Origin of the sequence: Adlercreutzia agrestimuris, from assembly GCF_943193125.1 — a bacterium.
Taxonomy (GTDB): domain Bacteria; phylum Actinomycetota; class Coriobacteriia; order Coriobacteriales; family Eggerthellaceae; genus Xiamenia; species Xiamenia agrestimuris.
Genome location: NZ_CALPCX010000001.1, coordinates 281,824 through 294,862 on the forward strand (window position 1 = coordinate 281,824; position 13,039 = coordinate 294,862).

The 13,039-nt window shown below is 49.5% G+C and carries 9 protein-coding genes; 2 read left to right on the top strand and 7 right to left on the bottom strand.

Annotated features, from left to right (window positions below; all coding sequences use genetic code 11):
* Position 1: 1 nt before the first annotated feature.
* Positions 2-763 (top strand): LamB/YcsF family protein, encoded by a 762-nt coding sequence (locus NFR28_RS01185; protein WP_251178012.1) that lies wholly within the window; start codon positions 2-4, stop codon positions 761-763.
* On the opposite strand, the gene NFR28_RS01190 is transcribed toward NFR28_RS01185, so the two are convergent.
* From NFR28_RS01190 to NFR28_RS01210, 5 genes are all read right to left on the bottom strand, one after another.
* On the bottom strand, positions 741-1,616 hold the full coding sequence (locus tag NFR28_RS01190; RefSeq protein ID WP_251178013.1) for a helix-turn-helix transcriptional regulator: 876 nt from the start codon (positions 1,614-1,616) through the stop codon (positions 741-743). The two genes, NFR28_RS01185 and NFR28_RS01190, sit on opposite strands and share 23 nt — an antisense overlap.
* 162 nt (positions 1,617-1,778) lie before the next feature.
* The gene (locus tag NFR28_RS01195) at positions 1,779-2,129 is read right to left on the bottom strand and encodes a phasin family protein (protein ID WP_251178014.1); all 351 of its coding nucleotides are present in this window, start codon (positions 2,127-2,129) and stop codon (positions 1,779-1,781) included.
* Positions 2,130-2,489: 360 nt separating this feature from the next.
* Positions 2,490-7,298 (bottom strand): hypothetical protein, encoded by a 4,809-nt coding sequence (locus tag NFR28_RS01200; protein WP_251178015.1) that lies wholly within the window; start codon positions 7,296-7,298, stop codon positions 2,490-2,492.
* A complete protein-coding gene (locus tag NFR28_RS01205; protein WP_251178016.1) occupies positions 7,295-7,516 on the bottom strand; it encodes a hypothetical protein in 222 nt (73 codons plus the stop codon). Before NFR28_RS01205 ends, NFR28_RS01200 begins: the two co-directional genes overlap by 4 nt.
* Positions 7,517-7,711: 195 nt before the next feature.
* Positions 7,712-8,905, bottom strand: coding sequence for a DMT family transporter (locus tag NFR28_RS01210; RefSeq protein ID WP_251178017.1), 1,194 nt, complete (start codon positions 8,903-8,905; stop codon positions 7,712-7,714).
* A gap of 314 nt (positions 8,906-9,219) precedes the next feature.
* On the opposite strand from NFR28_RS01210, the gene NFR28_RS01215 reads away from it, so the two are divergent.
* Positions 9,220-10,119, top strand: coding sequence for a LysR family transcriptional regulator (locus tag NFR28_RS01215; protein ID WP_251178018.1), 900 nt, complete (start codon positions 9,220-9,222; stop codon positions 10,117-10,119).
* 54 nt (positions 10,120-10,173) lie between these two features.
* On the opposite strand, the gene NFR28_RS01220 is transcribed toward NFR28_RS01215, so the two are convergent.
* Entirely contained in the window at positions 10,174-11,928 is a 1,755-nt protein-coding gene (locus NFR28_RS01220; protein WP_275556952.1) for a proline--tRNA ligase, read from the bottom strand.
* Positions 11,925-13,007, bottom strand: coding sequence for a flavodoxin-dependent (E)-4-hydroxy-3-methylbut-2-enyl-diphosphate synthase (gene ispG / locus NFR28_RS01225; RefSeq protein WP_420840394.1), 1,083 nt, complete (start codon positions 13,005-13,007; stop codon positions 11,925-11,927). Before ispG ends, NFR28_RS01220 begins: the two co-directional genes overlap by 4 nt.
* Positions 13,008-13,039 lie beyond the last annotated feature (32 nt).

A 13,039-nucleotide genomic window follows, 5' to 3' on the forward strand; every position in this document is an offset into this window, starting at 1 on the left:
CATGTATAGCATCGACTTGAATTCTGATTTAGGCGAAAGCTTTGGTCGTTATTCGCTTGGCTTAGACGATCAAATCATCCCCCTCGTCTCAAGCGTTAATGTCGCCTGCGGTATGCATGCTGGAGATCCTGTGGTTATGCGCAAAACAGTGGCTCTAGCTGCAAGCGCCGGCGTTGCTATTGGTGCGCACCCGGGGTATCCCGACTTGCAGGGCTTCGGTCGTCGTGATATGAATCTTTCGCCTGATGAAGCATATGCTTTTACGGTGTATCAGATCGGTGCCCTGCGCGGTTTTTGCGACGCGCAAGGCACCGCACTCGCGCATGTAAAACCACATGGTCAGTTTTACAACAAGGCTGCACGAGATAGAGCGCTTGCAGATGCCATAGCACAAGCGGTCCATGATGTAGATCCGCACCTTGTATTGGTTGGCCTTGCAAATAGCCAGCTCATTGCTGCAGGTCAAGCACTTGGTTTAACATGTGCACAGGAATTTTTTGCTGATCGAAACTATACCGACGACGGACAACTTGTTCCCCGTACGCAGCCTGATGCCTTAATTGCCGGCGAAGAGGTTGCTATTGAGCGCGTCATTCGCGCCGTTAAGGAGGGTGCTGTCCTCTCCCATACAGGCAAGCTTATTGAGCTTCATGCAGACACACTTTGTGTACACGGCGATTCACCCAGCGCGCTTGCTTTTGTGCAGAAGATTCGCACGGCACTTGAAGCCGAAGGTATTGCTATTGCGCCTGTTCGCGCTTAAAGTGCTTCGCCGCCCAGATGATAAGCACCTCAACGAGCGGAATGGTGAGAAAAATCCCCCACGCTGGATGAGGTGCATTTAATATGAACGCCATATAGCAAAACCAGGCTGTTGCTGCCAGAGGATACACGCCGCACAAAAACGGCATGATCTTTTTTGTGCGAAGCGCGCCACCTATCATGTAATACAAGGGAACAAGGAAGAACAAAAAGAGTCCAACCCCCCACCCATTAGCAGCAATTCCCCAGATGAGATAGCACACTATAACAACGAGCGGAAAAGGGAAAGAAAGCCACGCGCGCGCAACTGCACTCTTCCTCTTTTCTTCTGATGTTAACCCATCTACAGAAGTTGGGTGATAGTAATAATGCACGTCTTTCCATGAGTCAAAGTGTTTGCCATTAATGGTAACCCCGTTAGCGTTGACCTGAACGTTTTCGCCATTTTTGCCATCGCTTACCTGCACGCCATCTTTCCAAGAGACATGCACCTGAGCTCCCTTGTTGTCTATTACATGCACACCATCCCAGCTCACGTGTACTGAATCTGAAGCGTTGCCGTCCGCGTGCGCCTGCGAATTATTTGTAGCTTCTTCTTCAATAACCTCAGCCTCAACCTCTTCAGAAACATCTGGAGTGCAATCTTTGGCAACATCGCTATAGAGCAGTTTATCGAGCGAGACATTATAAAGCGCCGCTAGAGCAATGAGGTTGTCCGTGTCAGGAGAAGACTCCGAGCGCTCCCATTTAGATACCGCCTGTCGCGACACTCCAATCTTGTCCGCTAATGCTTCCTGCGAAAGCCCGGCATTGCGACGGCGAGCGGCTAGTCTATTGGCTATCTCGAAGTTCATAAGCTACCTTTCTTGTTGCATAGTTTCTTCTTCATGGTGTGACATAGTATCGCCCACATGTCGCTGATTCTAGCGATTTCAGTTGGAATTTTAGCGCAACTATAGGTAGCACGATATTTTCGTCGTACATTCTACCTGGTATTTTACAAAACTTTGGTGCTGTTATGCCTTGCAGGAAGTACCTTCGGTTTGGGTGGCATCCTTCGCGTCAGCTTGAGCTGCTTCGTCTTTGGTGGCGGCAGCAAACTGCGCTGCTTTTGCTGCAAACTCCTGACGCTGCTCTGGAGTCATTGCGGCCATGGCGGTCTCCAAGGCATCCATACGAATGGTTTTTGCCGTATCTGTTGCTTTTTGGACGAGCTCTTCGTTAATTTGCTTTCCCTGCTCAACAGTGATTTCACCTTTTGCAATGAGCTGGTCAACTAACTCTTGCGCCTTTTCGCCCGTCATTGCCATGGCTCCAACACCAGCCAAAAAGACATCTTTTAAACCTTCGCCAAAACTGTTAGACATAATGAACCTCCATGCCTGCGCCTCTTTAAGATAACGGAGCTTTCCTTGTGCTCTTTTGTTTTGCTTGCACCTTTTCTGAGGTGTTCACACAACCATTGTTCAAGCAACCCCGTCACTTTCATAATGCGTGAGCCCATAGATAATATGCTAGTCACTCAACGTTTGTTCGCAAATAGATACTTGCTTGTCATCAAATTCAAATAAGGCGTGGCAAGAAATCAGAGCAGGAAGCACGAAAGACAACTCGAAAGCACATAAAGCAAGTACGGCGGCAGGCGCATAATGCATCTAGACACTAAAAAGCGGCCTGCCTATGCAAGCCGCTTTTTCAGGTAAAGCACAATGTTTGGTGCTCAGCAGTTAGTCGCGCTGCTCCTTACGACGAGCCAAAACAAGTGCGCCAGCACCCACAACTGCTACCGCAAACAGAGCTGCAGCTGTAGTTGCCAGTGGGTCGCCCGTGCGAGCAAGTGCTGCCTCTTTTGCAACAGCAACAACCTCTCCTTGTGTACTTGGAAGCTTGTGCAGCGTCGGGTTTCCTGCGGGCTCCTCGGGATCCTCAGTAGGAAGTTGAGGTTGTGGATCTTCCGGATCTACAGGAGCTGGCTGTTCTGGGTCAACCACATTCTCAATAGGCTCAAGAATAACCTGAATGGTGTGAGCACCTGCAATATCGTCAAAGGTATATTCAGTTACATTCAACAACTCAGGATGCTCAACGCCATCAATAAGAACTTTTGCCACACGGTACTTGATGCCGTCAATCTCACCAACCGTCCACGTTACGGTATGACTTGAACCTTCAACAACTTGTACAGAAGCACTGATAGTACCTGGGCCACCGGTCAGTTCGGTATAAATCATGAACTGCTTTACGGTTCCAGCACCAGTCGTATCAAGCACCGGATAATCGCGTACTGGCAAATCCTCATCACCCGGAACTCGCTTGGTGACCTCAAGTTTCACTGTGTGCTCAATGCTCGGGTCAAGACCCTCTGGCACATTAAACGAAGTGTCATCAGGATCCAGCGGATAGTACACGTCATCAATCCAGATGCCGTCGGGCACATAACCTTCCGGAATCGTCCAAGTTATTTCAGGCGTAGGATCTTTCTCGGTGTTAATAATGCCACCACCAGTGATTTCACCAGGACCACCCTCAACACCTGGAACCACCGTAACATGCTTGTCGTCGTTAACGGTATCAGGGTTGGCGGTTTCGCCATCTTCAGCAAAGTAAACCATGACGCGATGATCATTGCTGATGCCCGTAATGTCCAAATCAAGAGCCACTTGGTCAAATTGTTTTGCGTCAGTCACCTCAGGCTCAAATACCGGATCAGAAGCACGCGTTTGGGCAGCACGCACCACATTTGGAACTGCAGAAGTAGCAATGATGTGATCACCTTGAGTAGCAGTTGGAACCTCTGCGCCCGGAACAACCACGTCAGTAGCGTCATCGACATTTGCAGCATCCTTGGCAACCGCTTCATCTTCTGGAGCTGCAGCAACAGCATCATTTGCTGCGTTCGCATCATTTGCGCCACCAGAAACCTCATCAGCAACCGAAACAGCCTCAGAAACCGCACTTGTTACTGCACCTTTTGCCATGCCTTCTGCAACGCTTGGCTTCTCGCCTTCGGCTGCCACAGTCTCATCAACGCTTGTAGCGTCATCGTCTAACTGGGCATCTTCGGTTGAAGCAGACGCATCAGCAACTGTAGACTCACCAGCAGAAGCACTCAACTTGTCAGCTGAAGCTTTCTTCTGCGAAGGAGCGGAAGCCACTACCGTCTCATCACTTTGTGCCAATTCCTCGGATGTAGTTGTTGCTGCATCACGCTCGTCATAATACTTCACGCCATCGATCTCAATATATGAGATGTGTGAACCCTCTGCCGGCGTACCGAAGATGTTTACGTAGCGCTGGCCCTTATAGAAGGTACGCGAGTTAGAAACCTTACCATTACCGTACTTCAAAACTGAAACGTCATAAAGGACGGGGCGAACGGTCACAACAACATCTTTGTTCTCGCGAATGTTGGTTAGCTCTAGATCACGGTCGTCACTGCCAGCGGCAGTTTTACCATTGACCTCAACGTTTGCAACCTCAAAGACCGCATAGTCAGGACTATTGTAATCAGGAGTGGTCTGGATGACGGGCTCCCAAGCAATGTTGTAACTATCACCACGCGAAATAGTGGTGCCACCCGTAATAGAACCAGGACCACCAACAATCTTCGTCGTGATATTAAGGTCGGTCTGGCTCATGGTAGGCGCGCCTGACGCTGGAGCAAAATACACATCTACCACGTGATTTGCAGCAATGTTCGGGAAAGCATAAGCGCCCGATGCAACCACTTCAGGGCTGAGAGCAACACCGTCAACCATCACGCTGCTTACCAGATAACCTGGTTCCGCATTCCAGGTTGCTTCGCCATAAGAGCCTGCCGTAAGCGTTGCCGAAGGGCTCACGGTGACACCCGAGGCACCACCATACTTGTTCACCGTCACGGTGTAATAGCCTTTCGATGTCTGCCCTGGCAACACCGGATAGTTGGCAAGCGTGACCACAATTTGATGGTTGCCATTAATGTTGGCGAACGTATAGTCAGCAGGCGTGGGTGAAACCACCTTGCCATCTACTTCAACAAGTGCCACATAGGAATTCGGACCAAGCGTCCAGTTGATATCAACATTGGTACCGGGACGAACGCTCTGCGAAGGCGTAATGGTTGCACCGCTTGTTGCCCCTTTCAGCCTGGTTGTTACTCCAAACATATTAGGTGCAGGTGACGGCGAAGGATCCTTCTCAATCACATAATCAATTTCAACTTCAATATCTGTACCGTCAGGGCTTGGATACGTGACAATGACCTTGTACTCGCCCGGATCAGTCGGATCAATCTCTTCTTGGACGGTACCACCCTTTGTAATAGTGATAATCGGGTCTACGCCCTCAGGAATCTTTCCGCGCGGGTCGTCAGGATTGTTAGGATCAGGATCTCCCCCAAGTTCCTTGTCCACAATATCTTTCAAATCGTCTTTCGTGACAGGATCATCGCCACCATCAGGGGTAACCGTTGTCTCAATAATGATCGGATGATCCTTGTTGATCACGTTTGACGGGCGTGCAGTTACGCCAAGCTTGCCCTTCACAAAGCTCAAAACATAGTTTCCGTCTTGCGTCACAAAACCCTTTGACGTACGAGAAACCTTTGAGAAGTTCGGAGTGAGGAGATAAGTTCCAATTGAAGGATCAGCGCGATTGAGTCGCATACCGCCCGCAGTTGCCGAGGTGTATGTCACGCTGCCCAATACGTCAACTAAGCTATCACCAGGAGCCAGCAGGTTGGCAGGCCACGACACCGGCCATGTGTTTTGACCGTCAGTGTCACTCTGAGTTGCTTTCGAAGCATCGAAAGCGCTAGCGTTATGCTTGTAGTTTGCATTGCTACCAATGGCTGCTGCCGTATTGAAGAAAGGAATGCCCGTAATCCAACTGGTTACTTCGCTTCCAAGATCATTGACATAGGTGCTGGCAATCTCCAACGAGCGTGGCAAAATAGTGCCGTTAACCGTCAGTTCGCCATTTTGTAGACCTTTAATCTTATAGTCCGCAGCATCCTTGCCAGCAACCTTCACACCTGTCAGCTTAAGTTCAACATGACCAGCATCTTTTGAGACAAACTCAGCATGCTCAAAAGTAAGATATGCCTGAGCGCCCGCAACGGTTGCATCGGCAATGTTTACCGCACCAGGAACCATATATGGGGTGCCATCATATGTTTTCGCAAAGCCGCGACCTTGCACCTCAGTGGTTGAGCCATCAGCGTTGATGAATTCTCCACCAACGGGCTTGCCTTCGGGATTATCAGGAGTTGGCGTGGGTGTAGCAGGATTTGTCACGTCAATCTCAAGGGGACGAATGCGGAAGATGCTTTCGCCGGGAACGTATTCAACAAGGCCGCCGTGCTGACCATCCGCCTGTTCAAAAGGAGTCTGGAATACGCAATTCGACACAACCTTATAGGTGCCAACATGCGTAGGCTCTGCGTCAAGCTTGATCCAGTGGTCAGGATTATTGCGGTTGCCGCCCTCTTTGAGCTGATAATACGTGCGATCAGGCGTTGCGGGCTCAGTGACAAATTTGCCCGCGGAATCAAGGCCGATAATGGTTTCAACCTCGCCACCATTCACGTTCTCACGAATGTTGAGCGGCTGACCAACGTATACATCAGAAGACTCAGTGGTAAGCGTTTTGCCTGATGGGTCAATGTTGATGTCAACCTTCACGAAAACGTCAACGTTAGCATCACCATCTCCACCAGATGAACCTACGCCACTCTCATCATCGCCTGGCATGCCACCGTATTCGATAACATAGAAGCACTGGTTATTGTTGGCATAGTCATTCCACTGACCATTTTGGCTTGTATAGAAATGAGCGCACATTTCTCCACTGGAGTTATTCGGCTCACCGCTTGCCCAGTTGGTAAACATGGTGCCGCCCTCAGGATCAGGCGCAGCAATTTGTGCTTTCAGTGGTCCGTAACTGACAATCTTGCCAGCTTCAGGTCCTGACACCCAATAATAAAACTCTGTGCTTCCCGTATGAGTGGTGCCAGGAATAGTGATTCCTTTTGTTTTATAGAAATCAGCATAGGTATTTTTTACCGGAGATGTATAAGGATCCCAACTTGTTGCACCCATCCAGCAGTTTTCAGCAATCATGGTATATACATAGTCATGTTCTTGCTGGGAAGTAATAGTTACCAGATAGCCTTGCATACCCATGCATTTTTTGGTTTTGCAAGCTTCGTAAGCGGTTTCCCAATTTACCTTTTGACGAACAGTCTCATAATAATGGCCGTTGCTGGCGTTGTAGTCATATTGCGTTGACACAGGATCAAAACTTGCAATCATGCGCAAGCTTTTCGTAGTAGAACCATCCAGGGTGATTTCAAGGTTTTCGCGCAGATAGGTTGCCCATTCATCTGCCGTAGCACCCGCAGGGACATTAATGGAAACATTACCCGCCTTGCTACCCGCAAAGCGCTCAAACTTGCCGCTTCCATTCAAGTCAATATGATCAGCGCTGGTAATTGCTGAAGTAAATTGAATGGTAATGCCCTTGATTGGACGCGTTGAATTTGACACAACTGTCAAATTTGGAAACTTATACGTGTTTGTCGTATTTCCTTGAGCGTTGCAGCGCCTGCTTTAATCTCAAGCACCACATCTTCCCCCGCGCTTGAATCAGCATATTCTTGCGCATCGTCTGCCCATGCCTGCTGGGACTGCAGCGCCCCTACAGGAATCATAAGCGAAACTGCTAGCAGCAAAGCCAACATGCTGCGCGACAGTTTCTTTGTCACTGTCTCCATCCTGCTCACACCCCTTTGATCATGTTTACGGTTTTAATGTCAGGGCTCATATGCGCGTTCAACGCGACAAAGCTTCGCAAGACCCTCACGAAGCTTCAACCGCGTTGAACGCACTATATAATTAAGCAATATGGTAATGATTCAGTGACAATTTTTCAACGTAAGAATTACGAATGGCGAAAAGGACTTTTGCATTTATGCAGCACGGTCCGGATGTACTACTTTCTCCCTTCCTGCAAAATCTCTCACGCCGAATTCTTGTGTGGCAAACTCATTTGCCACAAAACGCGTAGCACCAAGATAGGGCGGATTTTTAGTAAGCAGACGATCAGCCGTTTGCGCACGTTGAGAAATGCGCGTAGAAGCAGCTGAAACCATGCGCTGCGAAAGCGCCAAAACAGGAGTGGCGGCGCGCACACTTACAGCGCGTGAGGGTTTAACACTTGCAGCCTGCAAGGATACTGGTTGGCTGCTCGGAGCAGAAACAGGAGCGGGTACACCGTGCTCGCCCTGACGACCCTCATACAACGTTGCCGCAACAACGGCCACGATAATCATGGCCGCCCCAGCAAATCCTAAGAGCGAAAGAGTTTCACCCAAGATTGCAAAGGAAAACAGTGCAGTAAAAACTGGCTCACCCGTAATCAAAAGCGAAACGGTTGTTGATGAAAGCACTTTCAGTGCTGCGCTCTGCAACAAGAATGCCACACATGAAGACAGCACCGCCAAAAACACGATGGTGCCCCATGCCGCAGGTTCAATGGCAGCAACATTAACAGGCGGCTCAAGCGCCAACGCACATACCAACGAAAGCACAAATGCCATTCCCACCTGGGTGCCCGCGACAGTTATCGCGTCAATTTGCGAAAGGAGTCGCTGCGAAAACACGATGGAAGCAGCCATAGCAACAGAAGCGATGATGCCGAGTACCTCGCCCGGACCAAACGTGAGCGCACCACCATTGCAGCACAGCATATACAGACCGCAAACCACTGCCGCCTGGAAGGGAATAAACCCGAGCGGATAGCGTTGTTTATTGACAATCGCACCCAAAATTGGCGTAAACACAACCGGGAGCGCTACCAAAAAGCCCACCGTGGTAACCGCGGTAAAACTAAAAGCCACGTTACAAGCAATGAATGAAATTGCCATACATGTTGCTGCTGGCATCCATATACGAACTGAAACACCACGTAATTGACGCATCATCCGCGGTCCAAAAATAAGCATGAAAATGGCAGTAGCCAAACCAAAACGCAACGCCATACACCATAAAGGAGTAACTGAGTCATAAGCAACTTTTGTCAAAGCACTCCCAGACCCAAAGATAATGGTTTGTAAAATCATCGCGGCAATAAAGAGCCATCGTGCGTTTTTGATGCGTTCCATACTACAATTCCTGACTTCGCCATCTTGCATGCCACCTTGCATGCCCCGCTTTGCATTGCGTTATTGGCTGCAATCGTGAGAGTTCGTAAGCTATAAAAGAGCGCACAAAGCTAAACTCCCTGATAAGAGCCATTTTTTTCTTATGAAATCGAGACGATGCTTATACTACTGATGCTGTGATGAAAAGTAAAACGAGATTTTCTTTGAAACTCTTAAAGAATTTCTTATGTTTCCTGTTCAAAGCGATTGTGCATACGAGCAAAAGAGTGAATACTAGAAATTATTCATACCTATCACACCCAAGGAGTCTTCGTATGGCAAATCCAAAATATGAAGCATTTTTGACCATTGCTCATACTGGCAGTTTCAAGCAAGCCGCCGAAGAACTCGGCTACACTCAAGCAGGCATCAGCTATCTCATAACGTCACTTGAAAAAGAGCTTGGCATGACGCTTTTTGTACGCGATTACGGTGAAACAGTTCTCTCTGCTGACGGGCGTGAACTGCTCCCTTGGATTCAGAAAGTGTGTACCGACGAGCGTCAGCTTGCCACTCGTGTGGCTGAACTTAAACATCTTGAAAGCGGATTGGTTCGCGTGGCAGCTTTTACATCAACATCCATACAGTGGTTTCCTGGTATTGCTAAGACTTTTTTACAGATATATCCCAACATTGACCTGAAGCTGATCTGCAACGACGACGAACTTGCCGTCGGTGACGCAGTATGGAATGGAGAGGCTGACTGCGCTTTTTTTGTCCTTCCCACCAAGCGCGATCTTTTTACAATCCCGCTTAAGCACGACCCGCTCTACGTGGTTGTCTCCCCTGATCACCCGCTTGCTCATGCAAAGTATTTTCCCAAACGCGCCCTTGCAGAGGAACCTTATATTCAGCTTATGAGCAATTCTCGCCCTTCAGAAATGAACGAGTTGTTCGCCGCAAATGGCGTCACGCCCAATGTGCGATTCACTGTTGACAGTGACTATGCAGTTATGAGCATGGTAAGCGCGGGTCTAGGCTTTAGCGTGCTGCCAGACCTCATCTTGCATAACCCACCTTTCCCGCTGGCAATCCTCAGTACCGAAGTTGAGTCTTCGCGCGAGATTGCCATTGCTATTCGCTCTCGCGAAACGGCATCTGCAGCCACGAAAGCTTTTTTGGAAGTTGCTCAATCGTGGGTAGCAAAAAATGCCTCCGCCTATCTCTTTAACTAAGATCAAGGCGAAGACATTTACAATAAAGGTGTTACAGGAATAGCTCCAGCTTACTTATGAGAAAAGACCCTGGAGCAGGTTTGCCTCAAAGGCGCGACCTTTTGCGTTGCGCTTAGCGAAGGCAAAGGCTTCTTCCAAAGTAGCCAGCGCAATATCTCTGCGCTCACCTGTTGAGCGACGCTTCACCTCAACTTTGCCCTCAGCAAGACCACGCTTGCCAACGATTACCTGAATTGGCCAACCAATCAAATCGGCATCTGCAAACTTTACACCTGCGCGCTCACTGCGATCATCCAGCGCTACTTCAAAGCCCATTTCTGCCAGATCGTCAGCAAGCTTTTCAGCAGCAGGTTGCACCTGGTCATCGCCGACTGTCAGCGGGATCACGCAAACATGAGCCGGAGCAACCGACATAGGCCACGAAATGCCGAATTCGTCATTATGCTGCTCAACAATAGCTGCAACCGTGCGCGAAACACCAACACCATAGCAACCCATGATAAACGGCTTTTCCTTGCCGTCCTCATCCATAAACGTAGCACCCATAGCCTTTGAGTATTTATCGCCTAGCTGGAAGACCTGCGCAACCTCAATGCCGCGAGCCCCCTCCAAAGGAAGACCGCAATGAGGACAGCTATCTCCTGGACGCACCACCGACAAGTCTTCCCACTGGTCAACAGTAAAGTCTTCGCCCAGTCGAGCGCCAACATAGTGGAATCCATCTTCATTGGCACCTACAACCCATTGCGGGATAGACTCAAGACTTCTATCTGCAATAACATAGGCATCTTCAGGCAAACCAACCGGACCCATTGAGCCCTTATGCAGGCCGAAGCTCTCCATTTCTTCGTCGGTGAGCAGCTCAAAGCCACCAGCTGCGCGCGCTGCTTTGATTTCATTAACCTCGTGATCACCCGGAACAAACAAGACAACCAGCTTGCCTTCATCGTTCTTTCCTGAAAGCGCTTTAACCGTTGATGATTCTGGGATATCCAAAAACTCAGCCAGCTCGGCAATCGTATGCACGTTGGGTGTAGCAATCTTCTCAAACGCTACGTCGTAAACCGTAGGATGTGCAATGCACTCACCCGCTTCGGTGTTTGCCGCATAACCACAGGTGCAATGAACCAGCTCTGCCTCGCCCGCCTCAGCAAGCGCCATAAACTCGCAGGTCACACTGCCACCAATTTGGCCACCATCAGCTTCAACGGGACGATAGTCAAGCCCAGCACGATCGCAAATCTTGCCATATGCTTCACTCATCTCATCGTAGGTTTGCTGCATTGACTCATAGCTTTCGTTAAAGCTATAGGCATCTTTCATCATGAATTCACGGCTGCGCAAAAGACCAAATCGCGGGCGAATTTCATCACGGAACTTCACCTGTATCTGATAAAGCGAAACCGGCAACTCTTTATAGGAGCGCAGTTCGTTGCGCACAAGTGCCACAATAAGTTCTTCGTGAGTAGGTCCTAGGCAAAACTCGTGATCATGGCGATCATTGAGGCGCATTAGTTCAGGTCCGTATGCATTCCAACGACCACTTTCATGCCACAGCTCAGCAGGTTGAAGCGCTGGCATCATAATCTCTTGAGCGCCAATTGCATCCATCTCTTCGCGAACAATATTTTCCACTTTTGAAAGCACTTTTTGACCAAGCGGCAAAAAGGTATACACGCCTGAAGCGGTCTTGCGAATAAAGCCCGCACGCAAAAGCAAACGATGGCTGGCAATTTCTGCATCAGCCGGATCCTCTTTCAACGTAGGAGCATAGAGTTTGCTCATTTTGATGATGTTGGGATTTGTCATAACTTTCCTATCTCTTCCATCAAAGCGTCCACAATGGCATCTTCATCCACCTTGCGAACGATCTCTCCGTGAGAAAAAATGACGCCCGAGCCAGCACCGCACGCAACACCAATATCGGCATCGGCCGCTTCGCCCGGTCCATTCACTACGCACCCCATGACAGCCACTTTAAGCGGTTTGTCCAATTCGGCAATGCGAGATTCAACTGTCTTTGCTAAATCAATGAGGTTTACCTGACACCTACCGCAGGTAGGACAGCTGATAAGTTCAGGATTGCGCCTTCGTATGTCAAGTGCACCAAGCAGCGTCCAACAAGCACGCACTTCTTGTACAGGATCATCCGTCAGCGAGATACGCATAGTGTCGCCTCTGCCCTCTGCAAGCAAAATGCCTAAACCAGCCGCAGATTTAATGGTGCCTTGAAAAGCAGTTCCCGCCTCTGTTACACCTATGTGAAGCGGCACCTCAGGCAAGCGATCACCGAGCAAACGATACGTTTCCACCGTGGTCATTACATCGTGTGCTTTCGCAGAGACAACCAGATCATCAAAGCCTTGTGACTGGCAATAACGAACGTACTGCTCAGCTGAGGCTACCAGCTTTTCAGGCAAAGTGAGATCTGCCCGTGCGGCAATTTCGTCATCAAGAGAGCCCGCGTTTACGCCAATGCGAATGGGAATGCGTGCTGCTTTTGCGGCCGCCAACACCGCATCGGTCGCTTCAAGCCCACCGATATTTCCAGGGTTGATACGCAGCTTTGCCGCACCTCTTTGTGCAGCCTCTATGGCGCTTTGAGCATCAAAATGAATGTCAGCAACCACGGGCAACGGCGAGCGAGCACATACCTGCTCGAACGCATCCAAACACGAACGGCACGGAATTGCCATGCGCACGATTTCGCACCCGGCTTGAGCCAGCGCGTCAATTTGCGACAAATTTGCGGAGACATCATCAGCGGGTACATTAAGCATAGACTGCACCGACACAGGCGCACCTGCACCAAGTGCAACATTGCCCACCATCACCTGATGGGTCAGATCATGGGGTTGTAATGAACGCGACGATGCTTCTTTCGTCACAAATGTTTGTGTCACATTGATCCTTTGCTTCA

What these genes read in the sequence shown, in the direction of transcription:
- NFR28_RS01190 (WP_251178013.1), bottom strand. Translation starts at nt 1,616, where the DNA reads ATGAACTTCGAGATAGCCAATAGACTAGCCGCTCGCCGTCGCAATGCC.
- NFR28_RS01215 (WP_251178018.1), top strand. Translation starts at nt 9,220, where the DNA reads ATGGCAAATCCAAAATATGAAGCATTTTTGACCATTGCTCATACTGGC.
- NFR28_RS01220 (WP_275556952.1), bottom strand. Translation starts at nt 11,928, where the DNA reads ATGACAAATCCCAACATCATCAAAATGAGCAAACTCTATGCTCCTACG.
- NFR28_RS01195 (WP_251178014.1), bottom strand. Translation starts at nt 2,129, where the DNA reads ATGTCTAACAGTTTTGGCGAAGGTTTAAAAGATGTCTTTTTGGCTGGT.
- NFR28_RS01205 (WP_251178016.1), bottom strand. Translation starts at nt 7,516, where the DNA reads ATGGAGACAGTGACAAAGAAACTGTCGCGCAGCATGTTGGCTTTGCTG.
- NFR28_RS01210 (WP_251178017.1), bottom strand. Translation starts at nt 8,905, where the DNA reads ATGGAACGCATCAAAAACGCACGATGGCTCTTTATTGCCGCGATGATT.
- NFR28_RS01185 (WP_251178012.1), top strand. Translation starts at nt 2, where the DNA reads ATGTATAGCATCGACTTGAATTCTGATTTAGGCGAAAGCTTTGGTCGT.